The organism is Novosphingobium sp. 1529, from assembly GCF_040544855.1.
Lineage (GTDB): Bacteria > Pseudomonadota > Alphaproteobacteria > Sphingomonadales > Sphingomonadaceae > Novosphingobium > Novosphingobium capsulatum.
Genome location: NZ_JBEPKW010000022.1, coordinates 1 through 24,184 on the forward strand (window position 1 = coordinate 1; position 24,184 = coordinate 24,184).

Annotated in this window: 25 protein-coding genes; 18 read left to right on the top strand and 7 right to left on the bottom strand. The window is 64.1% G+C overall.

All coding sequences use genetic code 11. The features are described from left to right. Positions 1-959, bottom strand: a 959-nt coding sequence (locus ABIC78_RS20905; RefSeq protein WP_354491836.1) for an amidohydrolase family protein, incomplete at its 3' end; no start/stop codon positions are given. A 238-nt stretch (positions 960-1,197) separates the two neighbouring features. Between ABIC78_RS20905 and ABIC78_RS20910 the strand changes: the two genes are divergently transcribed. The 14 genes from ABIC78_RS20910 (at position 1,198) to ABIC78_RS20975 (ending at position 15,650) form a co-directional block, all read left to right on the top strand. Then, positions 1,198-2,310, top strand: a complete 1,113-nt coding sequence (locus ABIC78_RS20910; protein WP_171795188.1) for a thiolase C-terminal domain-containing protein — start codon at positions 1,198-1,200, stop codon at positions 2,308-2,310. Positions 2,311-2,312: 2 nt separating this feature from the next. Further along, on the top strand, positions 2,313-3,464 hold the full coding sequence (locus ABIC78_RS20915) for a thiolase C-terminal domain-containing protein (protein WP_062787484.1): 1,152 nt from the start codon (positions 2,313-2,315) through the stop codon (positions 3,462-3,464). Between the two features lie 13 nt (positions 3,465-3,477). Next, positions 3,478-4,407 (top strand): OB-fold domain-containing protein, encoded by a 930-nt coding sequence (locus ABIC78_RS20920; protein ID WP_171795189.1) that lies wholly within the window; start codon positions 3,478-3,480, stop codon positions 4,405-4,407. Beyond that, positions 4,404-5,246, top strand: a complete 843-nt coding sequence (locus ABIC78_RS20925) for an N-acyl homoserine lactonase family protein (RefSeq protein ID WP_171795190.1) — start codon at positions 4,404-4,406, stop codon at positions 5,244-5,246. The genes ABIC78_RS20920 and ABIC78_RS20925 overlap by 4 nt, the downstream gene beginning before the upstream one ends. Positions 5,247-5,257: 11 nt before the next feature. Continuing rightward, positions 5,258-6,070: an enoyl-CoA hydratase/isomerase family protein gene (locus ABIC78_RS20930; RefSeq protein ID WP_171795191.1), complete on the top strand. Its 813-nt coding sequence runs from the start codon at positions 5,258-5,260 to the stop codon at positions 6,068-6,070. Between the two features lie 14 nt (positions 6,071-6,084). Next, complete coding sequence (locus tag ABIC78_RS20935) at positions 6,085-7,275, top strand: acyl-CoA dehydrogenase family protein (protein ID WP_171795192.1); 1,191 nt, start codon at positions 6,085-6,087, stop codon at positions 7,273-7,275. A gap of 28 nt (positions 7,276-7,303) precedes the next feature. Next, the gene (locus ABIC78_RS20940; protein WP_171795193.1) at positions 7,304-8,437 is read left to right on the top strand and encodes an acyl-CoA dehydrogenase family protein; all 1,134 of its coding nucleotides are present in this window, start codon (positions 7,304-7,306) and stop codon (positions 8,435-8,437) included. 92 nt (positions 8,438-8,529) lie between these two features. After that, complete coding sequence (locus ABIC78_RS20945; RefSeq protein ID WP_171795194.1) at positions 8,530-9,987, top strand: pyruvate carboxylase; 1,458 nt, start codon at positions 8,530-8,532, stop codon at positions 9,985-9,987. A 72-nt stretch (positions 9,988-10,059) separates the two neighbouring features. Beyond that, the gene (locus tag ABIC78_RS20950; RefSeq protein WP_171795195.1) at positions 10,060-10,584 is read left to right on the top strand and encodes a biotin/lipoyl-containing protein; all 525 of its coding nucleotides are present in this window, start codon (positions 10,060-10,062) and stop codon (positions 10,582-10,584) included. Then, positions 10,584-11,951 carry an acetyl-CoA carboxylase biotin carboxylase subunit gene (locus ABIC78_RS20955; protein WP_171795196.1) on the top strand — a complete coding sequence of 456 codons (1,368 nt, stop codon included), beginning with the start codon at positions 10,584-10,586 and terminating at the stop codon, positions 11,949-11,951. The genes ABIC78_RS20950 and ABIC78_RS20955 overlap by 1 nt, the downstream gene beginning before the upstream one ends. Then, positions 11,948-12,376, top strand: a complete 429-nt coding sequence (locus ABIC78_RS20960; protein ID WP_169041806.1) for a biotin/lipoyl attachment domain-containing protein — start codon at positions 11,948-11,950, stop codon at positions 12,374-12,376. Before ABIC78_RS20955 ends, ABIC78_RS20960 begins: the two co-directional genes overlap by 4 nt. Before the next feature lies 1 nt (position 12,377). Continuing rightward, positions 12,378-13,424 carry a biotin synthase BioB gene (bioB, locus tag ABIC78_RS20965; protein ID WP_354491842.1) on the top strand — a complete coding sequence of 349 codons (1,047 nt, stop codon included), beginning with the start codon at positions 12,378-12,380 and terminating at the stop codon, positions 13,422-13,424. A gap of 34 nt (positions 13,425-13,458) precedes the next feature. After that, positions 13,459-14,871 carry a 3-hydroxyacyl-CoA dehydrogenase NAD-binding domain-containing protein gene (locus ABIC78_RS20970; RefSeq protein WP_354491844.1) on the top strand — a complete coding sequence of 471 codons (1,413 nt, stop codon included), beginning with the start codon at positions 13,459-13,461 and terminating at the stop codon, positions 14,869-14,871. Then, positions 14,868-15,650: an enoyl-CoA hydratase-related protein gene (locus ABIC78_RS20975; RefSeq protein WP_171799486.1), complete on the top strand. Its 783-nt coding sequence runs from the start codon at positions 14,868-14,870 to the stop codon at positions 15,648-15,650. Before ABIC78_RS20970 ends, ABIC78_RS20975 begins: the two co-directional genes overlap by 4 nt. A gap of 77 nt (positions 15,651-15,727) precedes the next feature. Here the strand turns inward: ABIC78_RS20975 and ABIC78_RS20980 are convergent, their stop codons facing one another. The 6 genes from ABIC78_RS20980 to ABIC78_RS21005 all read right to left on the bottom strand — a co-directional run bounded on the left by ABIC78_RS20980 (position 15,728) and on the right by ABIC78_RS21005 (position 20,194). Then, entirely contained in the window at positions 15,728-16,531 is an 804-nt protein-coding gene (locus tag ABIC78_RS20980; RefSeq protein ID WP_253941886.1) for an enoyl-CoA hydratase/isomerase family protein, read from the bottom strand. Continuing rightward, positions 16,528-17,166: a 3-oxoacid CoA-transferase subunit B gene (locus ABIC78_RS20985; protein ID WP_354491846.1), complete on the bottom strand. Its 639-nt coding sequence runs from the start codon at positions 17,164-17,166 to the stop codon at positions 16,528-16,530. The genes ABIC78_RS20980 and ABIC78_RS20985 overlap by 4 nt, the downstream gene beginning before the upstream one ends. 17 nt (positions 17,167-17,183) lie before the next feature. Continuing rightward, positions 17,184-17,861, bottom strand: a complete 678-nt coding sequence (locus ABIC78_RS20990) for a 3-oxoacid CoA-transferase subunit A (protein WP_354491848.1) — start codon at positions 17,859-17,861, stop codon at positions 17,184-17,186. A gap of 58 nt (positions 17,862-17,919) precedes the next feature. Further along, positions 17,920-18,441 (bottom strand): flavin reductase family protein, encoded by a 522-nt coding sequence (locus tag ABIC78_RS20995; protein WP_183573076.1) that lies wholly within the window; start codon positions 18,439-18,441, stop codon positions 17,920-17,922. 113 nt (positions 18,442-18,554) lie between these two features. Next, complete coding sequence (locus tag ABIC78_RS21000) at positions 18,555-19,304, bottom strand: glucose 1-dehydrogenase (protein WP_354491851.1); 750 nt, start codon at positions 19,302-19,304, stop codon at positions 18,555-18,557. Positions 19,305-19,462: 158 nt separating this feature from the next. Then, positions 19,463-20,194 (bottom strand): TetR/AcrR family transcriptional regulator, encoded by a 732-nt coding sequence (locus ABIC78_RS21005; RefSeq protein ID WP_107719140.1) that lies wholly within the window; start codon positions 20,192-20,194, stop codon positions 19,463-19,465. Positions 20,195-20,480: 286 nt separating this feature from the next. Between ABIC78_RS21005 and ABIC78_RS21010 the strand changes: the two genes are divergently transcribed. The 4 genes from ABIC78_RS21010 to ABIC78_RS21025 form a co-directional block, all read left to right on the top strand. Next, complete coding sequence (locus tag ABIC78_RS21010; protein ID WP_107719142.1) at positions 20,481-20,858, top strand: nuclear transport factor 2 family protein; 378 nt, start codon at positions 20,481-20,483, stop codon at positions 20,856-20,858. 67 nt (positions 20,859-20,925) lie between these two features. Continuing rightward, on the top strand, positions 20,926-22,002 hold the full coding sequence (locus ABIC78_RS21015) for an LLM class flavin-dependent oxidoreductase (RefSeq protein WP_354491853.1): 1,077 nt from the start codon (positions 20,926-20,928) through the stop codon (positions 22,000-22,002). Between the two features lie 2 nt (positions 22,003-22,004). After that, positions 22,005-22,751 (top strand): glucose 1-dehydrogenase, encoded by a 747-nt coding sequence (locus tag ABIC78_RS21020; RefSeq protein WP_354491855.1) that lies wholly within the window; start codon positions 22,005-22,007, stop codon positions 22,749-22,751. A 69-nt stretch (positions 22,752-22,820) separates the two neighbouring features. Continuing rightward, positions 22,821-24,184, top strand: a 1,364-nt coding sequence (locus ABIC78_RS21025) for a TonB-dependent receptor plug domain-containing protein (protein WP_354491857.1), incomplete at its 3' end; no start/stop codon positions are given.

Genomic DNA, 24,184 nt, shown 5'->3' on the forward strand with positions numbered 1-24,184 from the left:
GTGAGACGCGCGAACGCGTTCCACAGTGTGCGATAGGAGTACATCGCCTTGTCGACCGGAAAATTGCTTTCGAACATGCAGCGATTGGCGCCGAACAGTTCGATGCAGGTTTCCACATAAGGCCGCCACGCCTGCGCCAGGGTGGCGGAAGAGGGCGGGCATTCCGCTTCGTGCCAGCGCGCCCCGCACACGATCATGCCAAAGCCGCCGATCTTGACCGAAACGTTGTCGCGCTTGGCCAGGTCGGCCATGTCGAGGCGCCAGCGCGCAAATAGTTCGCCGGCTCGGCCAGCATAAGGGCCGACACCCAGGATGCAGCCGATGTGATCGAGCACGATCGGCAAGCTGGGGAGTGCATCGGCCATGGCTGCCAGTTCGCCGATCTGCCCGTGATATAGCATGGCATCGTAGCCAAGGCCGAGCCGCTGGACCGTGCGCAGCCCCGCACGATAGGTAGGATCGCCCAACAGTCCGGCGGGAGCAGGCCGGATCACCACGCCATCGGGAAAGGCCAGATCGCGTGAGACGCTGTGGCGGATACCGCGTAGCGCACCCTCGGCGGCCTGGGCATGGGCCTCGATCACGGTCTCAACCGCATCGCCCAGGGCAAGGTCGGCAAAGGCGACGATCGCCGACGCGACGTGGGGCAGCCTCTGCGCGCGGGCCGCGCGGGCGATAGCGGCCACCTTCTCGGTTTCGCCGATGGGGGCGAGGTGGGCGGGGCCGTTGTCGCGATAGCCATAGTGAGCCTGGACGAAGACGGTGGCCTTCACACCCGGTACCGTGGCGAGATCGTCGGCCAACTGGTCGAGCAGATAGGGATGCCCATCCTGGACCCACAGGTGATGGTGCGAATCGATGATCGGGAGGTCCGGATCGAGCAGGGGCTCTTCGTGCCGCGCGAGCCAGGCAGCGTTGGGTGGCGGGTACCGAAACCGCCCCGTTACATCTAGTCCCACATTCCGCTCCCTCGCCTTGTTCTATCCGATAATGTTTCGGGGAAAATGAAATTGCAAGGCCAAAAAACCGCAGATATCGTGGGTTGAAACGCGTATATGCTGAATTCCATCTCCAAAATTCCGACGAAACGTCGAATTTTGTTTTTGACATCGGCGACGTGCCGGGCATACAAGATGGGGGAGAGGCCGAAGGAGTCCGCAGCGGCGAATTTCGGCGAATGACAGGGTGAGGAAGCCAATGGGTCTCAGTAAGGTTGCGGTGCTCGCCTCCGCACAAACCGAGTTGCGTCCGGCGTGGCGTGACGCGCAGCACATCGATCTTATTTCGTCCGTCGTCGCCAACGTGTTCAAGGGCACCGGCCTGACGCTGGACGATGTCGATTTCGTCATCGACTCCGGCAGCGACGTTCTAGACGGTCGCTCGATCTCAAATTGCGGTTTCCTGGGCGCGCTTGGCGCTCACCACAAGGAAGAGGCGCGCGTCGAGGAGGACGGGCTGTGGGGCGCGCTTTATGGCGTCAACAAGATCCGCTCGGGCGCTTCGTCGATCGGACTGATCGTTGCTTATTCCAAGCCTTCGGAATCCGACATCGACCTTTACTGGTCGGCGATGGTCGAGCCGTTCTACCAGCGCCCGGTGGGCTTTGGTCAAAAGGCCGCCCTGGGTATCCAGGCGCAGCGCTATCTTGCCGCGCCCGGGATCACCGATGAAGCCCTTGCCGCGATCGTGGCCAAGCGCTGGGCCGACGCGGCCGCCAACGGCAAGGTGGCAATCGATACCTTGCCCGATGCCGCGGCCGTGTTGGCTGGCGACGAGGCGGCGTGGCCGCTGACGGATTTGATGATTTCCCGCCCGCTCGATGGCGCGGTCGCCGTGCTGATTTGCAACGAAGACGTGGCGCGCCGCACGGGGCGTCCGCCGGTGTTCATTACCGGCATGGGCACCAGCCTGGAAACGCACAACTTTGCCGACCGCAGCATCAACCGGCTGGATTCGGTCGCGGCCGCCACGCGCATGGCGCTGGGCAAGGCCGGTTGGGACAAGGCGGCAGCCGACGTGGTCGAAACCAGCGGGAGTTCCGTCGTGGGCGAATTGCTCGCGCTTGAAGGACTGGGCCTGGCGGCTGCGGGCCGGGGCGCCGAGATCGCGCTCGATCCGGCGATCAACGCTTCGGGTGGGGCGCTGCCGGCTGATCCGATCATGGCAACTGGCCTGGTTCGGCTGGCCGAGGCGGCCAAGCGGCTTTCGACGCCGGTTGCGGCAGGGGCAAAGTCTCCCGCGACCGCACTCGCTCATGGCACCGGCGGTGTCGCGATGCAGACCAACTGCGTCTTCACTCTCGAGGTTTGATCATGGGTCGCGAAGTAGGAATCGTTGGCGTCGGGCAGACGCATCACGCGCGTCGCCGTACCGACGTCAGCCAGGCAGGCCTTGTGCGCGAGGCCGTGGACCGGGCATTGGCCGACGCCAATCTGTCGATGGACGATATCGATACGGTGGTGATTGCCACCGGGCCGGTGCTGTTTGCCGCGGTCAACCAGCCGGAAAAGTGGGTGGTCGATGCGATCGGGGCGCAAGGCAAGTCGGTGGTGCGGCTTACCAGCGGTGGCGGCGCCGGGTTTGCCGGTGCGCTCGCCGGCTATTACCAGGTAGCCGGCGGCTATTCCGACCGGACGCTGGTGGTTGCCTACGACAAGCTGTCCGAAGGTCAGCTGCAGTACTCGATCTCGACGCTTTACGATCCCTTCTGGGGCCGGGAATTCGCGGTGGGGATCATGGGCTTTTCGGCCGCCTACTGGCGCGCCCGCATGGACGTGCTGGGCCACACCGAGGAAGCGGCGGCTATGGTTGCGGCCAAGAACCGCAACAACGCCCTCAAAAACCCCTATGCGCACCAGAAGAAGGCGGTGACGGTCGAGGATGTGCTGGCGTCCAAGCCGCTGTGCTGGCCGATCAAGCTGCTCGACGTGCCGCCGATTTCCGACGGTGCCGCAGCGATCGTCTTGGCGTCGGACAAGGTGGCGCACCATTCGACCACGCGCCCGGCCTGGATCCGTGGCATGGCCTATTGCTGCGAAGCGGATAACGCGCCCGAGCGCTCGCTGATGCTGTCCGAGCCGCTCGCCATCGCATCGCGCCAGGTCTATCGTGCCGCTGGCATCACCAACCCGCGTCGCCAGTTCGACGTGGTCGAGGTGCAGGAACCCTACTCCTGCTTCGAACTGAACTATTACGAAAGCCTGGGCCTATGCCCGCCGGGGCAGGCGGCGGACCTGGTGGCTTCGGGCGCGACGCAAGTCGACGGTGACATTCCGGTCAACCCCTCGGGCGGGTGCATGGGCGCAAATCCGATCGGTGCGGTTGGGGTCATTCGCCTGATCGAGGCGGCGACCCAGGTGATGGGCCGCAACGAGACGCACCAGATCAAGGACGCCAAGCTGGCGCTGGTCCAGTCCGGCGGCGGTTGGGCCAACTTGCGCGGCTGCGCCGTGCTTAGCGCCTGAGGAGGGATAGACGATGTTCTACGCACCTGAAACCGCACCGATCGATCTGCCCACGTTCAAGAGCACGATCTCGCTGCCCTACACGCTCACCCCCGGCAAGTCGGCGGGGACGTTCCTGGCCGAAATGCCCAATCGCCGCATCGTCGGCACGCGGTTTGCCGATGGCGCGGTGATCGCGCCGGGGCAGGATTTCTCGCCGGTCGATGGCGAGGAGCCGGTGGCCCTCGTCCAGGCACCGGAAACCGGCGAACTGACGGCCTTTACCCGCACCGGTGGCGTGGTTCTCGGCCTTGTCCGGCTGGACGGCTGCCGCAATGCCTTCGTGCACAAGATCCTTGCCGATATCGACACGCTGGCGGTGGGCCAACGCGTGGCAGCGCGCTGGTCAACCAGCGAGCAGGGCACGTCGATCACCGCGATCGAAGGCTTTGTGCCAGCGCCCGACGCCCCGGTTGGGAACGTGCTGCCACTCGATACCCCGGCCGAACCGCTTGGCGTAATCAACTATGCCATGGCGCTGCACTATGACCATGCCTACGGCCCCTATTACGGCCGCATGTTCGACGAAATCCGCCAGAATGGCGTGGTCATGGGAGTGCGTGGTTCCAACGCCGACGAGGCCCTGCTGCCCCCGCGCGAGATCGACGACATCACGCACAAGCGCACCGGCACGTGGAAGGCCTGCGCCGATACCGGCACGATCCGCGCCTGCTCGCTGATCAACATGGAAGTCTATGGCCAGACCCGGCCGGTTCCTTACGCTTACGCGGAGATCGTGCTCGACGGCGCTTCCACCAAGATGATCCACATCATCGAAATTGATGACCTGGAAACCGCCAAGCAGACGATCAAACCCGGCAGGCGCGTGCGCGCGGTGTGGACGCAAGGCGAACGCAAAGGTGCGGTTTCCGACATCGAGCGTTTCGAGGTGATCGGCGAATGACCCACTGGACGGTCACCACGCTGCGCATCGGCGAGCTATACCTGCAGCACGGCGGGGCCATCGTACGCGATCCTGTGCACGTGTGGCTGGTACGCGGCGGGGTGGCCGGCAAGGCGGTGAACCTACTGGTCGATAGCGGCATGGCCGACATTCCAACCGTGCATCAGCGCCTGAAGGTCAAAGGTTGGGGCGGCGGCCACGCCGCGCTGACTGCGGCCCTGGGGCAAGAGGGGCTGGGGCCGCAGGACATCGACTATGTCGTGTGTACTCATCTGCATTTCGACCATGCCGACAACCTCGACCTGTTTCCCGAGGCTTGCGTGGTGGTACAACGGGCCGAACTGATGGCGGCGGTCGACCCCGTGCCCTCGCAGCGGATCTTTTACTGGAAATCCACGCTGCGCAACCTGATCGAGCGCAAGCGACCAGCGCAGTTGCGCCTGGTCGAAGGGGACACCGACCTTCTCCCCGGCATCCGCTTGCTGAGCGTGCCGAGCCATACCGAGGGCATGCAGGTGGTGGTGGTGACGACGGAAAAGGGGCGCGTCGCGCTCGTTTCGGACCTGGGCGATCACTATCGCTATTGGTATCCAGCCGATCCGCGCGCGACCGACCACCCGCTGCGTTCGCTGTCCGACGCATTCCTTACCGGAAACATCCGCAGCGAGAGTGAGCGCGTGTGGCAAGCAGCCATGCGCCGCGTTCTGGACAATGCAGATATCGTCGTGCCCGCGCACGACTTCCGCATCCCGCTGCGCATGCCCGAACAGTGGTTTGCCATCCCGGACAGCACCGACGGCGATCTGGCGCACGTGCCGCCGGCCGACGACGAAAATTGACAGGGGCCGACATGGACTACGAGAACATCATCTACGATGTGAGCGAGCGCATCGCCACCATCACGCTCAATCGGCCCGACGCGATGAACGCGACGACGGACCAGCTCTACAGCGAACTGCAGCACCTGATCCCGCGCATCGCCGCCGATCCGGGCGTGTTGGTGGTGATCCTGACCGGTGCGGGCCGTGGCTTTTGCGCCGGTGCCGATCTCAAGGCGAGCAAGGACAGCCTGACCCCGCTGCAGCGCCGCGCGCGCCATCGCTGGATCCTCAAGGAAGTGCTCGAACCGCTCTACAAATTGGAAAAGCCGGTGATCGCTGCCGTCAACGGCGCGGCGGCCGGCGCTGGGGCTAACATCGCCCTGTCTTGCGACATCATCATTGCCAGCGAAAAGGCCAGTTTCATCCAGGCTTTCGCCAAGGTGGGCCTAATGCCCGATCTGGGCGGCATGTTCTTCCTGTCGCGCGCGGTCGGGATCAACAAGGCCAAGGAACTGTGCTTTACCGCGCGCAAGGTTCCCGCCGAAGAAGCGCTGGCGTTGGGCATTGCCAACAAGGTCGTTCCGCACGACGCGCTGATGGACGAGGCGCGTGCCATGGCGCGCCAGATCGCCGCTGGGTCGCCCACGGCCATGGCCATGAGCAAGCGGCTGCTCAACATGTCGCAGACCGCGACGTTCGAGCAAATGCTCGAATTTGAAGCCTATTCCCAGACCATCGCCTATCTCACTCCCGAATACCGCGAGGGTGTCATGGCGTTCCGCGAAAAGCGCGCGCCCGATTTTGCCGGGGCCGCCGAGCGAGCTTCGGCGGGCCAGGACTGACAGGGAGCACCGCGATGGATTTCAACTACACGCCTGAGGAGAGCGCGTTCCGGGCCGAACTGCGGGCGTGGCTGGCCGATGCGCTGCCCAAGGGTTGGGGCGACACCGTATTCGAGCCCGAGGACGAGCACGAACGGGCGATGTTCCGGCTCGATTGGGAACGCAAGCTCCACGCCGGCGGCTGGAGCGGGATCAACTGGCCCAAGGAATATGGCGGGCGCGGCGCGACGCTGATCGAGCGCGGCATCTTTGCCGAGGAAATGGCCCGTGCCTCCGCGCCCGAGGGTATCAACATCATCGGCCACAACTTGGCCGGGCCAACCATCCTGGCCCACGGCACCGAGGCGCAAAAGCAACGCTTCCTGCCGCCGATCATTTCGTCCGACGAAATCTGGTGCCAGGGATTTTCGGAACCCAATGCCGGTTCCGACCTCGCCTCGGTGCGCACCCGCGCGGAGCTTGTGGGCGACAAGTTCATCGTCAACGGCCAGAAGATCTGGACCAGCTATGCCCAATATGCCCAGTGGTGCTTTGCCCTGGTGCGGACGAATCCCGATGTGCCCAAGCATCGGGGCCTGTCGTTCCTGCTGATAGACATGCGTTCTCCGGGCATCACGATCCGCCCGCTGCGACAGATTTCCGGCGAATCCGAGTTCAACGAGACCTTCTTCGACAATGTCGAAGTGCCGGTGGAGAACGTGGTCGGAGCGGTCAACGAAGGCTGGAAGATCGCGATGACCACGCTGGCCTATGAGCGCGGCCCGGAAGACGCGCTGGGGCGCCAGGTCCGCTTCAAGCAGGAACTGGACAAGTTGGTCGCCACATTGTGCCAGACCGCGCAGGGCGGCCGCGCCGCGATCGACAATCCAGCGATACGTCAGCGCCTGGCGCGGGCCATCACCGAGATCGAGATCGTCCGTCTCAACGCCCTGCGCTCGTTCAGCCGCTATCTCGACGGTGCGGATCGCGGTGCCGATGCTTCGATGACCAAGCTCTACTGGAGCCACGCTGCCCAGCGCATGTACGAATTGGCGATGGACGCGCTCGGCCCTGTCGCGCCGATATCGGGTCACGATCCAGCCGCTCTCGCGCTGGGCCGTTTCCAGCTCAGTTGGCTGCAATCCAAGGCCTTCACCATCTACTCCGGCTCGTCGGAAATCCAGCGCAACATCATCGGCGAGCGCGTGCTCGGGCTTCCGCGCTGACGCGCGGCTGCTGCAAGGATACTGAACCATGTATTTTGCCTTTGACGAGGACCAGAAAAGCCTGGGCGATACCGTCGCCCGGCTGCTTGCCGACCAAGACGGGTTGCGCGCGCCAGACCTGGGTCGTGATGCCGTCGACGCGGCGCGTGCCGCGCTGGCCGAACTGGGTCTGTTTGCCATGATGGTGCCCGAGGAACAGGGCGGAGCAGGGCTCAAGGCTGTCGATCTTGCTCTTTCGCTGGAAGCCCTGGGTGGCGCGCTTGCCCCGGCAGCGGTGCTTGATACTCTGCTGCTCTCCGAAGTGTTGGGTTCGCATGGCACGGCGGCACAGCGGGACGCATTCCTGCCGCCGCTTGCCGCTGGCGAATTGCGCGTTTCCGTCGCCCTGTCTGAAAAGGGCTGCGACGACGCGCCCCATGCGGTGCTGGCGCGCGTGTCCGACGGGAGGTTGACCGGAACCAAGCTGCTGGTCCGCGAGGCCGCCGATGCAACCCACTTTGCGGTGGCGGCACAGGGACCCGCCGGGCCAGGTCTGTTCCTCGTGTCGGCGAACGCCGCTGGCGTCTCGATCCGGGCGCACCAGGACATCGATCCCACGTCGGGCCTGGGCGCTGTGACGTTCGACGATGTCGTCCTCGATCCCGACGCATTGGTCGGCGCTGGCCATTCCGCAGCGGCAGTCGAGCGCCTGTTCGATGGCGGGGCGGCAATGAGCGCCTGCCTGCAATTGGGCATCGCGGCACGGATGCTTGATGCAGCCGTGGAATATGCCCGAACCCGTGTCCAATTCGGCAAGCCGATCGGTTCGTTCCAGGCGCTCAAGCATCGCTGCGCCGATCTTGCCGTGGCATTGGAGGCCGCACGATCGGCAACCTATTATGGCATCTGGGCTTATTCCGAGGATGCCCCCGATCGCGCCCGCGCCGTGTCCATGGCCAAGGCCTATGCCGGCGAAGTGGTGCGTGAGATTTGCAACGAGGCCATCCAGATCCACGGGGGCATGGGGTTCACCTGGGAACTGGGCCTGCACCGCTATTTGCGCCGCGCCAAAGTGATCGAACATGCCTTTGGCGCCGCCATCTGGCACAACGAACGGATTCTGGTCGAAACCCTGCGCGACGAGTTTGGGCAAGGCGCCACCGTGGATCGGAAAGTGGCCTGAGCGATGGCCGCCGCCGGTTCGATCCCGATCGATAACGAGTGATGGTTCCGCCTGCGGCATGACGTGGGCTGATGGAAGGGAGAGCGTGGGGTATGGCCCACATTGATTTTCTCGACGAGACGATGCGCGATGGCCAGCAGAGCCTGTGGGGCTTGCGGATGCGTGCGGGAATGGCCTTGCCGGTCACTCCGCTGATCGACCGCACCGGCTTCAGCACGATCGACCTGACGGGCGGCGGCATGCTCGACGTGCTGACGCGCTATTGCCAGGAGAACTATTGGGAGGGCCTCGACCTGCTGGTCGCCTCGATGCCCAATACGCCGTTGCGGGCGGGCCTGCGTGCCAATGCCAACGTGACGTTCGGGATCACTCCGCCGGCCTTGATGGACTTGTGGGTGCAGCGGCTTTGCGCGCACGGCATCCGTTCATTCTGGATCTATGATGTGCTGTTCGGCATGGATAACATGCTGCGCCTCGCCAAGGTTGCCAAGGAGGCTAATGGTGCCTGGGTGGCCGGGGCGATCATGTTCGCGCTTTCTCCGGTGCACACGGATGAATTCTTCATCGCGAATGCGAAGAAGCTGGCGGACAGCCCGCACATCGATTCCATTCTGCTTTATGATACGGCGGGAGTTTTGGAGAAGGACCGGATCCAGCAACTCGTGCCCGGGCTGGTTCAGGCAGCCGGCGGCAAGCCGATCGAATTTCACTCGAACAACCTGCTCGGGCTTTCGGCCAAGGCCTATCTCGACGCGATCGACTGCGGGGTTTCGGTTATCCATACCGCCAGCAGGTCGATGGCCAACGGTCCTTCGGTGCCCTCCACCGAAATCATGGCGCGCAACATCCAGCTGCGCGGCCATACCCACGGCCTCGATGAATCGCTGTTCCAGCCCGTGGCCGATCATTTCCGGGCGGTGGGCAAGGCATCGGGTAACCTTGTCGACCAATATGCCGAATACGACGAGTTCTCGATCCAGCACCAGATTCCCGGCGGGATGATGGGGACGTTCAAGGCCCAGCTGGCCATGCACAAGATGATGGACAAGCTGCCCGAGGTGCTCGACGAAGTCGCCGCCGTGCGCCGCGACTTGGGCTATCCGGGCATGGCCACGCCGTTCAGCCAGTTGGTCGGCATCCAGGCGGTGCTCAATGTCGTCACTGGCAAGCGCTATGGCACCGTTCCCGACGAAGTGATCCAGTATGCGGCCGGTTTCTATGGCGAACCCGTGGCGCCGGTCGATGCCGACGTGCTGGACCGGATCATGGCGGCGCCCCGCGCCAAGGACGTGATGGCCCAGCCGCCGGAAATGCCCGATCTCGACACGCTGAAGAAGCGCTACGGCACGCAGGACGAGGACGAACTGCTCTACCGCGCGTTCGTGCCGCAGCCCGATATCGACAAGATGCGCGCGGCCGGGCCGGTGCGTCGCGATTATCCGCTGCTCTCGTCGCCCGAACTGGAAGACGTGCGCAAGCTCATGCAGGTCGCGACGCTGCCGGTGGTGGAAATCAAGTCCGAAGGCCTGAGCCTAAGCCTTCGCCGTTGAACGCGCCCCTACGGGGGCAGACCGCCACGCCACGGCGTGCTGAAAACCAAAACCAGAGGATGGTTCTGAGCCATGACGCACAAACCAGTCATCGACAATCCGGTCGATCAGGTTCGCCTGCTGATCGAGGAGTTCACCCGGTCCGGGATCGCGACGCTGCACATGCGGTCCGGTCCGTTCGAACTGCTGCTGTCCAACGATCCGGCGGCCGGCGCGCTGGTCACTGCCCAGCCTGCCGCGGCCGCGCCGACTACGCCCGCTGCTGCCGCAGCTGTGGCGCCGGCAGCAACGCCTGTGGCGTCAGCGGCGCCAGCCGCAGCACCCCCGGTGACCGCGCCCGGTGCCATTCCCGAAGGCGCAGTGATCATCGTTGCGCCCAATCTTGGCACGTTTTACCGCGCGCCCAAGCCCGGTGCGGCGGCCTATGTCGAAGTAGGCGGCAAAGTGGGCGGCGAAGATGAAATCTGCCTGATCGAGGTGATGAAGCTGTTCACGGCCGTCAAGGCGGGGCAGGCCGGCACGATCGTCGCCGTATTGGCAGACGATGGCGCGATGGTCGAGGCGGGGCAGCCGCTGTTCGCCCTGATGGCCGACTGATGGCGATCCGGCGTCTCTTTGTCGCCAATCGTGGCGAGATCGCTTTGCGCATAGTCCGCGCCGCGCAGGCGCTCGGGATCGAGACGGTCGTGGCCGTGTCCGATGCTGATCGTGACAGTGTGGCGGCGCGACTGGCCGATCGGGCAGTCGTACTCGGCCCGGCGCAGGCTGCGCGCAGCTATCTCGATCCGCGGCTGGTGGTCCATGCGGCCAAGGCCAGTGGATGCGATGGCCTCCATCCCGGTTATGGCTTCCTGTCGGAACGGGCCATCCTGCCCCGGCTCTGTGCTGAAAACGGGATCGCTTTTGTCGGCCCGGAACCCGATGTGATCGACTCGCTGGGCGACAAGATTCAGGCGCGGGCCATGGCGCGCGCGGCCGGGGTGCCGCTGGTGCCGGGTTGCGATGGCGTGGCGACCGCTGCAGACGCCCGCCGGGAAGGGGATCGGATCGGCTATCCCGTGCTGCTCAAGGCCGCAGCCGGCGGCGGTGGGCGCGGCATGGTCATTGCCCACAACGGCGACGAGGCCGAAGCCGGCTTCCACCGCGCCTCGGCCGAAGCGGTTGCCGCCTTTGGCGATGGCACGCTGTTCATGGAACGCTTCGTGCCCCAGGCCCGCCATGTCGAGGTCCAGCTGATGGGCGATGGCAAGGGCGGAGTGGTGCATTTCGGCGAGCGCGACTGTTCGGTGCAGCGCCGCTACCAGAAGCTGATCGAGGAAGCGCCCTGCGTGGCCATGCCGGATCACTTGCGCCAGCAGTTGCACGAAAGCGCCTGCGCGCTGGCAGCTTCGGTCAACTATCGCAACGCCGGCACGTGCGAGTTCCTCTATGACGTGGCGCGCGAAGAATTCTACTTCATCGAGGTCAACGCCCGCATCCAGGTGGAGCATCCGGTCAGCGAGATGATCGCAGGCTTTGACCTGGTGCAGGAGCAGTTGCGCATTGCCGGAGGGTCGCCCCTGTCCGTATCGCAGGACCAGGTCAGGCTCACGGGCCACGCCATCGAATGCCGCATCAACGCCGAAGACACCGCACGCGATTTCATGCCCTCGCCCGGGCGGATCACGCGCTGGGCGCCACCAACCGGCGAGGGAGTGCGTCTCGACAGCCATATGTCGGAAGGGGCGATGATCCCGCCCTATTACGACAGCATGATCGGCAAGCTGATCGTGCATGCGCCAACGCGCGATCTTGCGATCGACCGGCTCGACGCTGCGCTGGCCGATTTTCGCGTGGAAGGCATCGCCACGACCATCGGCTTGCATTGCGAAATCATCGCGCACCCGGATTTCCGGGCCAATCGCATCCACACCCGTTGGCTTGAACAAGTGCTGCTCGCCGAACGTAAAGGGGCCGCCGCATGATCGCACTGGACGACAACGCCCGCCGCACGATTACCAATGCGCGCGCCTTGCTCGACGCGATGCTGGCGGGCGGCTGGCAGCAGGTTTGCCTGCAAAGCGCGGAAGGGGATTTCTTCCTGGCCCGTTCGCCGGGGACGCCCAATCCGCTGCTGGCCCCCGCACCCGTGGTGGCGCCGGCCGTGCCGCCTCCGCCGCCGGCGATCGCCGCGCAGGCTTGCACGATCAGAGCACCGCATGTCGGCACGGTGGCATGGTTGCTGCCTGTCGGGAGCCAGACGGCCAAGGGTGACGCGGTGGCGCGGCTGGCTGTGCTCGATACGCTGGTCGATGTGCCCGCGCCGCTGGCCGGGGTGGTCGTATCCCATGGGATGGCTGCGAACGACCTTGCCGAATACGGCACCATCCTGCTCGGCATGGAGGGCTGATATGGCGTCGATAGCGCGCATTGATCCCTCCGTCCGCACCGACTGGAGCCGCGAGGAAATCGCCGCATTGTTCGACCTGCCGTTTACCGAGCTGGTGTTCCGTGCGGCGGCCGTGCACCGCGAACATCACCGCGCGGGTGAAGTGCAACTGTGCACGCTGCTGTCGATCAAGACCGGTGGTTGCCCGGAAGATTGCGGCTATTGCTCGCAAAGCGTCAAGGCCGACAGCGGCGTGGCGGCGAGCAAGCTGATGGATGTGCAGGCCGTGCTGCAATCAGCCGCCCAGGCGCGCGATGCCGGGTCCAAGCGGTTCTGCATGGGCGCAGCCTGGCGCAACCCCAAGGATCGCGACATGGACGCCATCGTGCAGATGGTGAAGGGCGTGCGCGAGATGGGGCTCGAAACCTGCATGACGCTGGGCATGCTGACCCCCGATCAGGCCGGCAAGCTGGCCGAGGCCGGCCTCGACTATTACAACCACAATATCGACACCTCGCCCGAACGCTATAACGAGGTGATCACCACCCGCACGTTCCAGGACCGCCTCGATACCTTGAGCGTGGTGCGCGAGGCCGGGATCAACGTCTGTTCGGGCGGCATTGTCGGCATGGGCGAAACCCGCGCCGATCGCGTCGGCTTTGTCCACGCCCTGGCCACGCTGGAACAGCACCCCGAAAGCGTGCCGGTCAACGCGCTGGTGCCGGTCAAGGGCACCGTGCTGGGCGATATGCTGGCCGATACGCCCATGGCCAAGATCGACGATATCGAGTTCGTCCGCACCGTGGCGGTGGCGCGCATCACCATGCCGCTGTCGATGGTGCGCCTGTCGGCCGGCCGCGAAAGCATGAGCGAGGCCACCCAGGCGCTGTGCTTCCTGGCGGGGGCCAACTCGATCTTCACCGGCGACAAGCTGCTGACCGCGCCCAATGCCGGCGACGACAGCGACGCGGCGATGTTTGCGCGCCTGGGCCTCAAGCCCATGGAAGGCGAAGAACCGCTGCGCGCGATGAAAGCCGTTGGCGGCTGCTCGGGCGGCTGCGCGGCCTGAGCTGCACCGATTCAAGAACACCGGAGAGTGAGACGTGAACGAGATATCCAGGATCGGTGTCTGCGGTGCCGGCACGATGGGCAGCGGCATTGCCCAGGTCGCGGCCCAGGCCGGCCATCCCGTCGTGATCTATGATGTCGATGCGCTCTCGCGCGATCGCAGCCGCGACCAGATCACCAAAGGTCTCGCCACTCTTGTGGCGCGTGGAAAGCTTGAGCCCGGGCAACCGGAGGCTATCCTGAGTACCTTGGTCTGGACCGACGAACCGGCCGGATTGCGCGATTGCGACCTGGTGATCGAGGCGATCGTCGAGAACCTGGCGATCAAGCAGGACCTGTTTGCGGCGCTGGAAGCCAACTTGCGCAGCGATGCGGTGATTGCCAGCAACACGTCCTCGCTGTCCATCGCACGATTGGCTCGTGGGCTTGCCCACCCTGGCCGGTTCATGGGGATGCACTTCTTCAACCCGGCAACGGTGATGAAGCTGGTCGAACTGGTTTCCGGGCCGGCGACCGATCCCGCCGTGGCGGCGCGCGTGGCCGATGTGGCCAAGCGCTGGGGCAAGGTCGGCGTTCCGGTTGCCGACGTACCCGGCTTCATTGTCAACCGCGTGGCGCGGCCATTTTATGGTGAGGCATTCACGTGCCTGCAGCAGCATGGCGCGCCAGCCAACGTGATCGATCACCTGTTCAAGCACGCCGCCGGCTTTCGCATGGGGCCGCTGGAACTGACCGATTTGATCGGCCAGGATGTGAACTTTGCCGTCGCGCGTTCGGTGTTTGATGCCTATTTCGGGCAGACTCGGTTCGTGCCCCAACTGGCGCAGTCGGCCCTGGTCGACGCCAACTGGCTGGGCCGCAAGACCGGGCGCGGGGTCTATGATTATGCCCAGGGTAAGGGCTTTGAGCGACCGATTGCGCCTGGTGCCGCGATACCGCCTGACGTTGCGCCCCAGCCGGCCGAATTGCACTGGTGCCTGCCGGCGTTCGACATAGGCAAAGTTCAGGTCCGGGTTTCGCGTGGGCGGACTGCGCGGGACGAAGCCCGCGAGATCGGCCGCCCGGTGGTGGTGCTCGACTGGTTCGACGAGAGTTGCGCCGGTTCGATCGGTTACGCTGCCAGCGACGATGATGCCGCGACTGCGGTGGAAGCCAAGCTGGCGGAATGGGGGCTTGAGGCCTATCGCCTTGCGGATCGGCCGGGGCTGGTCGTGCTGCGCACGTTGGCCCAGATCGCCAATGCTGCGGGCGATGCCGTGCTGGAACAGGTCAGCGACGAGGCCGGTATCGATGCGGCGCTGCGCTTTGGCGCCAACTATCCTTTCGGGCCCTGCGCCTGGGCGCGTCGTTTCGGCGTGGCCGCGCTGGTCGAGGCGCTGCGCGCGATTGCTGCAGCGACCGGACAAGCGATGTACCAACCTTCGCAATATTGGGTGAATTTGGCATGACCGACAATTCTCGCCTGCTGCTCGTCGATCGCGCGCCATCGGGCGTGCTGACCCTGACGCTGAACAATCCGGAAAAGCGCAATGCCTTGGCAACCCCACTGCTGGCGCTGGTGGCCGAGGCACTTGACACCGCAGCAGGTGACGCTGCGATCCTGGCGGTGGTGATCACCGGCTCTGCCAAAGTGTTCGCCGCCGGGGCTGACATCAACGAATTGATCGAAAAGGGCGTCGCCGGGGCGCTGGCCGATCCACGCCCGGCAAACTGGGCCCGCATCCGCGCTTTTCCCAAGCCCATCGTGGCGGCGGTCGAAGGGTGGTGCCTGGGTGCGGGCAATGAGTTGCTGATGTGCTGCGATCTGGCCATTGCCGGGGCCAGCGCCCGCTTTGGCCAGCCGGAGAGCAACCTGGGGATCATCCCCGGGGCAGGGGGGACCGCCACCCTGCCACGCGTGGTTGGCCGCATGGCGGCGATGCACATGGTGCTGTTGGGCCAGCCGATCGATGCCGTCACAGCGCAGCGACTGGGGCTTGTCCTGGAAGTCGTCGAAGACGGCGCTGCTCTTCCGCGCGCCACGGTTCTGGCCGAAGCCATCGCCGCGCGCGCACCAGTGGCAGTCCGCCAGGCCAAGAGCCTGGTCAACGCCGCGTTCGATTTGCCCCATGCCGCGCATCTAGGCGCCGAACGGCAGGCGTTTTCCGCTTTGTTCGGAACCGCCGATAAGCGCGAGGGCATTGCCGCGTTCCTGGAAAAGCGGCAGCCGGACTGGACCGGCGCATAAAGACCCGCCCGGCGCGAATCCCCAGTTCGCACCGGCCTACGCGCAGCCGGTGTCGGAAACACCCGCGCGCGGGGGTGTCAGGCTTTCGCGCCTTTGCGTTCCCTGCCTCGGCGCAGGGCGGCGAGCACGGCCGCTTCACTGGCGGGATCTTCGACGAGCGCCGAAGACAGCTCCTGCGCTTCGAGATAGGCGTCCATCCATTCCGACCCCTCCCATTCGAGCGAGGCCAGCTTGCGGGCGCGCAGCACCGGCATGTTCTTGCGGGCGATTTGTTCGGCAAGGTCCAGCGCAATGGGCAATACGGCCGGACGCGGTACCACGTAGTTGAAGAAGCCAGTCGGTTCCAACTCGCGCGCGGTGAAAGTGCGGCCGGTGTAGATCATCTCGCGCACTTTGGCTTCCGGCATGCGCAGCGTGGCAAACAGACCGGCACTGCCCCCGATCAGCCCATAGTCCACTTCCGGGCACGCAAAGCGGGCGTTTTCGCTAGCGACACGCAGATCGCACATGCCCGCCAGCATCATGCCAACGCCCATGGTCGCCGCTTCGATCGCCGCGATCATCGGCTTGTCGATCGCGTGAAAGCGCGGCAACTGCGCATTGATGAAGTGATAGCGTTCCTTGCGGCGCGCGGCCGTCATGCCCTTGAACTCGTGCAGGTCCGCCCCGCCGCACCAGGCTCGGGCACCAGGTGGGGCGGTGATCACCAGCACCCTGACACTGTCGTGCTGCGTGGCATAGTCGGCCAGGCGGCCGATGTCTTCATAGACGGTCAACGACACGGCATTGACCGGCGGACGCGAGAACGTGACGATCACCACGCCGTCGTCACGATGTTCGAGGACGAAGGCCCCGAGATCGATCGTCTGTGACATCATCATGCCTCTGCCAGTTCAAGCCCGGTAAGAGCGCGCAGCGTATCCAGCGTCATGCCCTCAACCATTTCGATCACGTGAGCGCCGTCGGGGCCGACATCGAATATCGCGACGTCGGTGTAGACACGCGACACGCACGCCAGCCCGGTCAACGGATATGTGCATTGGCGCACCAGCTTGCTCTCGCCCGACTTTGTGAGCAGGTCCATCATCACGAACACGTCGCGGGCACCGATCGCCAGGTCCATGGCGCCCCCTACGGCCGGAATCGCATCTGGCGCGCCGGTATGCCAATTCGCCAGGTCTCCATGGATCGAGACCTGGAATGCGCCCAGCACGCAGATGTCGATATGGCCGCCGCGCATCATCGCAAACGAATCGCCATGGTGGAAATAGGAGCCGCCGGGCAGGATGGTGACGGGCTGCTTGCCCGCGTTGATCAGTTCCCAGTCGATATCTTCGGGCTCCGGTGCCGGCCCCATCCCAAGCAAGCCGTTCTCACTTTGCAGGAAGATGTCCTTTTCCTTGGGCAGGAAGTTGGCGACCATGGTGGGGGCGCCGATGCCAAGGTTGACATAGGCCCCTTCGGGAATGTCGCGCGCGACGCGGGCGGCAAGGGCATTGCGGTCCATGCGCTGCATGTCAGGTCTCCTGGTGGTCAGACGGTCGGCGCGGGCTGCATAGCCACGACGCGATCGACGAAAATGCCGGGGGTCACGATGGTTTCGGGATCGAGCGCGCCCAATTCGACGATCTCGGCGACCTGAACGATCGTGGTCTTTGCGGCCATCGCCATGATCGGGCCGAAATTGCGGGCCACCTTGCGATAGACGAGGTTCCCCCAGCGATCGCCCGCGCGCGCTTTCACCAGCGCAAAATCGGCGTGGATGGGATATTCCAGCACATAATGGCGGCCATCGATCTCGCGGGCTTCCTTGCCGTGGGCCAACATCGTGCCATAGCCGGTCGGCGTGAAGATCGCGCCCAACCCGGCACCCGCAGCCTGGATCCGGGCGGCGAGGTTGCCTTGCGGGACCAGTTCCAGTTCCACTTCGCCCGCGCGATAACGTGCGTCGAAGTGGTGCGAGGCGGCTTGTCGCGGGAATGAACAGATGACCTTGCGCACGCGGTTGGCCCGCATGAGCGCGGCAATGCCGGTTTCGCCGGCGCCGGCGTTGTTGCTGATGATTGTGAGGTCCGTGGCGCCTTGGGCGATCACGGCCTCGATCAGTTCCGCCGGAGCCCCGGCATCGCCAAAGCCACTGATCATGATCGATGCGCCGTCCTGCATATCGGCAACGGCCTCGGCCATCGAGGCGACGATCTTGTTAATCATTCCGCTCGGTCCTCTCTGCCACGCATATTGTTATGGGCTAGGTTGTATGGGGCAATGTTCACGCGGGCACGGCTGATGCGAATTTGCCATCTAAATAGAGCAGCGCTGCCGCAGTAGCATTGCGGTGCATCGCGCCCACCTTGCCGATCAGGATCGTGTGCGTACCGTGCGAGTGGGTGGCTTCCAACGCGCACTCGAACGCCACTGTCGCGCTTTCCAGCAGGGGTTGGCCGGCGGGCCCGCGTCGCCACAATCCCGGGGCGAAGCGATCCTTCCCAGCCAGCGCGGCCTTGCCGGCGAATTGGCCCACCACGGCGCTGTCCTGGGCCGAAAGCAGGCTGAGCCCGAACGCTCCTGTGGACAGGATCAGATCGTGCGCGCTGGCCGAACGGTTGACGCACGCCAGGAGCATGGGGGGATCGGCGCAAAGCGAGGACCAGGCGGTTGCCACCAGCCCGCCGGCATCGTCGTCTTGCGCGCTGGCAATGATGGCAACCGCGCCGGGCACTTGGCGCATCTGTTCCAGAAAGGCGGTGCGCAAGACCGTGTCGTCGGGCGCAATCGAGCTCGCGTTGTCCATCTTTGCCTTACTCATAAATCCGAAAAAAAGTCGGATATAACTAGCGAGCGCGGCGTGCTGCGCAAGTGAAATCGTGTCGCACAGGCGCCGCCTGCGCCCGCGCGACACCCGGTTCACAAGGCTGTGAGGCCGCCGTCGATGATGTATTCCGATCCAGTGATGAAGCCGGATTCGTCGGATGCGAGGAAAACCACGAGGTTGGAGACATCCTCCACTTCGCCCACCCGCCCGATCGGGACGGAGGCCGATGCCACGCGGATGCCGTCTTCGTCGAGCGCGTCCGTCATCATTTTCGTCTTGATATAGCCGGGATGGACGGAGTTGACCCTGATGCCCTGCTTGCCGTATTCGATGGCGACTTGCTTGGTTATGCCGCGCACTGCGAACTTGCTGGCGGCGTAAGCGACGTTGGGGGTGCCATAGATCGCCACGATGCCCGAGATCGACGATATGTTGACAATCGAGCCGCCGCCGGCGCGGATCATTGCGGGGATCACGTGCTTGGTGCCGAGGAACACTGCAGTCTGGTTGATAGCGCAAACGCGCTGGAATTCAGCTTGCGTCAGGTCTGCACAGCGTGTGGGTGAACCGATGATGCCAGCGTTGTTGACCAGCGCGGTGACAGGGCCAAAGCGGGCCTCGGTAGCATCCACAACCGTTGCCCAGTTCTCTTCGTCGGCAACGTCGAGGCGATAGAACGCAGCCCTTTCGCCCAGTTCCCGGGCAAGCGCTTCGCCACGCTCCGCATCGATGTCGGTAATCGTGACGGCGGCGCCTTCGGCCAGAAAGCGCCGCGCGTGGGCAGCGCCCATGCCCTGTGCGGCACCGGTGATGATGGCAACTTTGCCCTGGAGTCGTCCCATGAAGCCTCTCCCAATTAATCTCGACGATAATTCGGATATTATGGCAACGAATGGACGGGTTGGGAAGCGTGTTCACACGCGTTGGCTGCGCAGCGCTGAAGGGGGGTGAAGGGTAGTCAAAAGCGGGCGTCGAAGGCGCTGGTGCGCCGGCAAGGGTGTCAGGGGCGTTCGTTGGCGATCATGGTGATGACGCGATCGGCCATCTCCGCGCTGGCTTTCGTCAGGTTGCGCGGGCGCCGGTACAGCAGCCAGGTGATGATCACCTGGTTGACCGCGCCGAGCAGCAGTGACGCTGTTTCATAGCTGTTCCGGCCGGCGGGAAATTCACCCTGGCGGACGCCTTCGTCGATGAGGTAGCGTGCGATCCGCGCAAAATCATCGACGCTGTGGCGCAATTCGGTTTCGCTGACGAGCACGCTCGGCCAAATTTCCAGATAAAACAGGCGGCCCCAATCGGCATGTTCCCGCGCGAAATCGGCGGACATGGATAGGTAGAGCAGGAGCTTTTCGCGCGCGGATGTTTTTCCGACAACCGCGGCGCGATACTCCTGAAAGAAGCTGACCAGATGCGAATTGGGCAGGTCGTACGCCAGGTCTTCCTTGCTCTTGTAATACTCGTAGAGCGTGGACGTGGATATCCCGGCTTCGGCGGCGATGTCGGCGATGCGCGAGCGCGAGATGCCGTCCCGCGCAAAGACGCGCAGGGCGGCATTGAGAATTTGCTGTTCCGTGCGCTTGCTGCGGTTCTGCTTGCGGTCAGGAGCGCGCTTGGGGCGGCTGGTGACGAGCTCGAGCAGCGTGTCCCAAGCGTGGTCGCCGGCTTCGGCCCGATCCTCGGGTGCAGTGTCGTTGCAGTCTTGCGCGTCAATCCCGCGGGTCGATAGGGGCATTCGAGCAGCCTTATAGTGGGGTTGTATGCTACTATCAGGATATTTGTTGCCGACCAAGAGTCGGTTTGTAATGATAATATCGCCTAAAAACAACTAGATAATATGACGTTTCCAAAATAACCCGACAAAACGTCGAAAAAAATTGACGACGTCCTTTCGGGAATCTAGGCTCCTTGCAACAAACAAGCAGGGCTCGAATCGAGCATTTCCGCAAGCGCGGTGGAGATGCGCGCTGCATGCGGCAATGCATGGGTTCGGAGAACCACCTGAATTCGCGGAGAGGACGATGGCCGACCTTGCCAACCGTGCCGAGCGCTTGATCCAGGCTTACAATGCCAAGGATTTCAATGCGATGGCAGATATGATGGCACCGGATGTGGATTTTGCCCATTACAACCGCGACTTCACGTTGACGTCGCGCGACGCGCTGCTCGAGGTCTTGCGCGGCTTTGCCGAAAATTATGTTCCCGATCGTCATTTCGAAGATGCAGACTTGGTCCTCGAGGTCGGTGACACGGTCATCCGCCAGGCCTGGTATGTCGGCACGCCAAGCGTGGACTTGCCCGGTTTTGGCAAGGCCGGGGCAGTGTTCCGGCTCAAATTCTGCAGTTTCATCCGCTTTGATGGCGATGGCTGCATCATCGAATGGAAAGATTTCGGCTGACGGCAGGCCCGGCTTGCGGGGCCGCGCTGTGACGTCCGACCAACGAGGTGATCCCATGAAAATTGGCATGTTCCAGACCCCGTTTCTCCGTCCCGAGCGGACGGCAAAGCAGGTTTTTCACTGGGCAGTACAGCAGGCGATCCATGCCGACCGCGTCGGCTTCAGCGAATATTGGGTTGGTGAACACGGCACGCTGGACTGGGAAAGCATTCCCAGTCCGGAACTGGTGATCGCCGCTGCCGCAGCCCAGACGAGCCAGATCAAGTTCGGCCCGCTGGCGCATCTGCTGCCCTACCATCACCCCGCAACTCTGGCCATTCAGACGGCCTGGCTCAGTCAGGTGCTGGAAGGTCGCTATATGCTGGGTGTCGCCACGGGGGCCTATCCCACTGATGCGGCGGTGCGCGGCATTACGGATATGAGCAAGAACCACGCCATGATGCTCGAGGCGATCGCCATTATGGAGCGGGTGTGGAACAACGAACCGTTCCAGATGGAAGGCCAGTTCTGGAATGCCGGCTATCCGAAGAGTGATCCGGCCCACCCGTTGCGCGATACCCGCCCGTGGGGCGGGCAGATGCAGATGGCGATGACCGGTCTGTCTGCACCGTCGCCCTCGATCACTTTCGCCGGCCGGCATGGCTTCATCCCAGCCTCGGTCTATGCGGGCAATGCATTCCTGCGCAGCCATTTCGAAACTTATCGCGAGGAAATGGAGCGGGCCGGGCGGCCGAGCGACCGCTCCGCCCACCGTGTGGTGCGCGACGTCGTCGTTGCCGAGACCGACGCCGAGGCGCGGAAGCTGGCGCTAGAGGGCGGGCTGGGCCTCGCTTGGGAAAGCTACATCAAGCCGACGTACAAGCGGTTTGGCGTGCTCAAGGGCCTGCTGCACGATCCCTCGGTTGATCCCGACACGGTCGATGCCGAATACCTCGCCGAGCATGTGTGGATTGTCGGTTCCGTCGAAACGGTACGCCAGAAGATCCAGGCCTGGTGCGACGACCTGGGCGGTCCGTTCGGCACGCTGCTGGTCTACAGCCACGACTATATCGACAATCCCGAGCCATGGGAGCATTCGATGAAGCTGCTGGCGCAGGACGTAGCGCCGCAGATCGGCGCCCCGGCCGTGGCAGGAGTGGCCTGACCATGTCGCGCCTTGCCGGAAAGGTTGCGATCATCACCGGCGCCGCGCAAGGCATGGGGGAGGCCCATGCCCGCGCTTTCGTGCGCGAAGGGGCGCAGGTGGTGCTCACCGATGTCAATGCTGTGCGCGGTGCAGCCATCGCGGCCGAACTGGGCGAAGCTGCCTGCTTCGTCGAGCATAACGTGGCCGATGCAGCAGGTTGGCGGCGCGTGGTGGGCGTGGCGGAAGCGCGATTTGGCCCGGTCACCGTGCTGGTCAACAATGCGGGCGTGATCGGTCCGGTCAAGGGCGTGCTCGATCTCACCGAGACCGAATTCCTGGAGGTCTGTGCCGTCAACCAGTTGGGGACGTACCTCGGGATGCAAGCCGTGCTGCCGGGCATGCAGAGCGCAGGCGGCGGCTCGATCGTCAACGTATCGTCGATTGCCGGGATGGTCGGCGCGGCCGCCTCGTCGAACGCCGCCTATTGTGCCAGCAAGTGGGCCGTGCGCGGAATGACCAAGCTGATGGCGGTATGGCACGGCAAGGATGGCATCCGCGTCAATTCCGTGCATCCCGGCTACATTCTTACGCCGATGATGGTGGCCGCCACCGACGAGCACGGCGGGGGTGCCGCAGCGGCCATTCCTCTGGGACGGCTGGCCGAGCCGCATGAAGTTTCCAATGTCGTCGTATTCCTGGCGTCGGACGAGGCGTCGTTCGTTTCCGGTGCCGAGCACGTGGTCGACGGGGCGATGATCGCCGGTTGAGCCGACGCCCCACGGCAACGCGGATAGATGCCTGCGTACCTGATCTAACAGAAAAAATGGGAGGTAGAGATGCGCCTGAATAAACAATATCTGTTCGGCGGAGCCGCCGTTGCGCTGGCGATCCTGTCGGCCGACACCGCGTTGGCCCAGGCAGCCGCCAAGCCCGACGCCAAGCCGGAAGAGGCACCCGCTGCACCAGAAATCATCGTGACCGCCAACAAGCGCGAACAATCGGCCAACAGTGTCGGGCTGACCATTGCGGCGGCATCTGGTTCGGAATTGCTCCAGCGTGGCGTTTCCGGCCCGGCTGACCTCGCCAAGCTGGTGCCCGGCTTCACCTTCACCCAGTCGCTCTATTCCACGCCGGTATTCACCCTGCGCGGCATCGGCCTTTATGACGCGACCTTTGGCGCGCCGCCGTCCGTTTCGGTCTATACCGACCAGATCCCGCGCAACGTGCCGGTCATGTCTGACGCGCTCGATCTCGATATTGAGCGGGTCGAAGTGCTCAAGGGCCCACAAGGCACGCTGTTTGGCCAAAGTTCGACCGGCGGCGCCGTCAACTACATCGTCGGCAAGCCCACGCCTGACTTCCATGCAGGCTTCAACGCCTCCTACGAACGCTTCGATCGCGCCGAAATCGGCGGTTTCGTCAGCGGTCCACTGGGCGACAAGATTTCCGCACGGCTTGCAGTCAAGGGAATCAGCGGTGGCGCCTGGCAGCGCAGCCTGTCCCGGCCCAACGACGACAACGGTGATGCGCGCAAGATCATGGGGCGCCTGACCGTCGACATTGCCCCGGCCGATGGCGTTAAGATCGAACTCATGGCCACCGGCTCGCGCGATCGGTCCGATCCGCTGGCCCCGCAATATGCTGGCACGATCTACAATATCTATGGCAGCCAGTCGCAACTCGCCGCGTCAGGCAACCCCTATGGCTACGTTGATGCCAAGCGCTACGCCGATCTGACCACGCCCGGTTCGGCCGGGTATAGCGGCAGCTTCCTGGGTGCCCAATCCACGCTGGTCAGCCGGCTCAATGGCCCAGATCCGGCCGTTGCGTCTGGCGCCCGCGCCGTGCTGGGCACGAAGATCAGCAACAACGCGCGCGATGCGGAATGGACGCAAGGGTTGCTGGGCAAGTCCGACAACAGCTATTACCAGTTTGCCGGGCGCATCGATGTGGATGTGACGGACACGATCACGGTCACGTCGGTCACGGCCCTCGCCAAGCAGAAATTGGCTTACAACCAGGATCTCGATGGAACCACCGCCCGCGCGGTCGATGTGCCGCTGTTTGGCGATGTGCGGTCGTTCAACCAGGAACTGCGCCTGGCAGGCAACTCGCCGACCTTGCACTGGATCGTCGGGGCTAGTTATGACAACGTGCGTACATCACAGAACAATTATTTCCAGCTGAACGATTATTCGGG

Bases quoted from the DNA above. Each gene is read 5' to 3' on its own strand.
- ABIC78_RS20990 (WP_354491848.1), bottom strand. From the start codon at position 17,861: ATGATTAACAAGATCGTCGCCTCGATGGCCGAGGCCGTTGCCGATATG.
- ABIC78_RS21000 (WP_354491851.1), bottom strand. From the start codon at position 19,304: ATGGGACGACTCCAGGGCAAAGTTGCCATCATCACCGGTGCCGCACAG.
- ABIC78_RS20945 (WP_171795194.1), top strand. From the start codon at position 8,530: ATGGCCCACATTGATTTTCTCGACGAGACGATGCGCGATGGCCAGCAG.
- ABIC78_RS20910 (WP_171795188.1), top strand. From the start codon at position 1,198: ATGGGTCTCAGTAAGGTTGCGGTGCTCGCCTCCGCACAAACCGAGTTG.
- ABIC78_RS20935 (WP_171795192.1), top strand. From the start codon at position 6,085: ATGGATTTCAACTACACGCCTGAGGAGAGCGCGTTCCGGGCCGAACTG.
- ABIC78_RS20955 (WP_171795196.1), top strand. From the start codon at position 10,584: ATGGCGATCCGGCGTCTCTTTGTCGCCAATCGTGGCGAGATCGCTTTG.
- ABIC78_RS20960 (WP_169041806.1), top strand. From the start codon at position 11,948: ATGATCGCACTGGACGACAACGCCCGCCGCACGATTACCAATGCGCGC.
- ABIC78_RS21020 (WP_354491855.1), top strand. From the start codon at position 22,005: ATGTCGCGCCTTGCCGGAAAGGTTGCGATCATCACCGGCGCCGCGCAA.
- ABIC78_RS20915 (WP_062787484.1), top strand. From the start codon at position 2,313: ATGGGTCGCGAAGTAGGAATCGTTGGCGTCGGGCAGACGCATCACGCG.
- ABIC78_RS20925 (WP_171795190.1), top strand. From the start codon at position 4,404: ATGACCCACTGGACGGTCACCACGCTGCGCATCGGCGAGCTATACCTG.
- ABIC78_RS20985 (WP_354491846.1), bottom strand. From the start codon at position 17,166: ATGCAGCGCATGGACCGCAATGCCCTTGCCGCCCGCGTCGCGCGCGAC.
- ABIC78_RS20920 (WP_171795189.1), top strand. From the start codon at position 3,478: ATGTTCTACGCACCTGAAACCGCACCGATCGATCTGCCCACGTTCAAG.
- ABIC78_RS21010 (WP_107719142.1), top strand. From the start codon at position 20,481: ATGGCCGACCTTGCCAACCGTGCCGAGCGCTTGATCCAGGCTTACAAT.
- ABIC78_RS21005 (WP_107719140.1), bottom strand. From the start codon at position 20,194: ATGCCCCTATCGACCCGCGGGATTGACGCGCAAGACTGCAACGACACT.
- ABIC78_RS20940 (WP_171795193.1), top strand. From the start codon at position 7,304: ATGTATTTTGCCTTTGACGAGGACCAGAAAAGCCTGGGCGATACCGTC.
- ABIC78_RS20995 (WP_183573076.1), bottom strand. From the start codon at position 18,441: ATGGACAACGCGAGCTCGATTGCGCCCGACGACACGGTCTTGCGCACC.
- ABIC78_RS21015 (WP_354491853.1), top strand. From the start codon at position 20,926: ATGTTCCAGACCCCGTTTCTCCGTCCCGAGCGGACGGCAAAGCAGGTT.
- ABIC78_RS20980 (WP_253941886.1), bottom strand. From the start codon at position 16,531: ATGATGATGTCACAGACGATCGATCTCGGGGCCTTCGTCCTCGAACAT.
- ABIC78_RS20950 (WP_171795195.1), top strand. From the start codon at position 10,060: ATGACGCACAAACCAGTCATCGACAATCCGGTCGATCAGGTTCGCCTG.
- ABIC78_RS20930 (WP_171795191.1), top strand. From the start codon at position 5,258: ATGGACTACGAGAACATCATCTACGATGTGAGCGAGCGCATCGCCACC.
- ABIC78_RS20975 (WP_171799486.1), top strand. From the start codon at position 14,868: ATGACCGACAATTCTCGCCTGCTGCTCGTCGATCGCGCGCCATCGGGC.
- bioB (WP_354491842.1), top strand. From the start codon at position 12,378: ATGGCGTCGATAGCGCGCATTGATCCCTCCGTCCGCACCGACTGGAGC.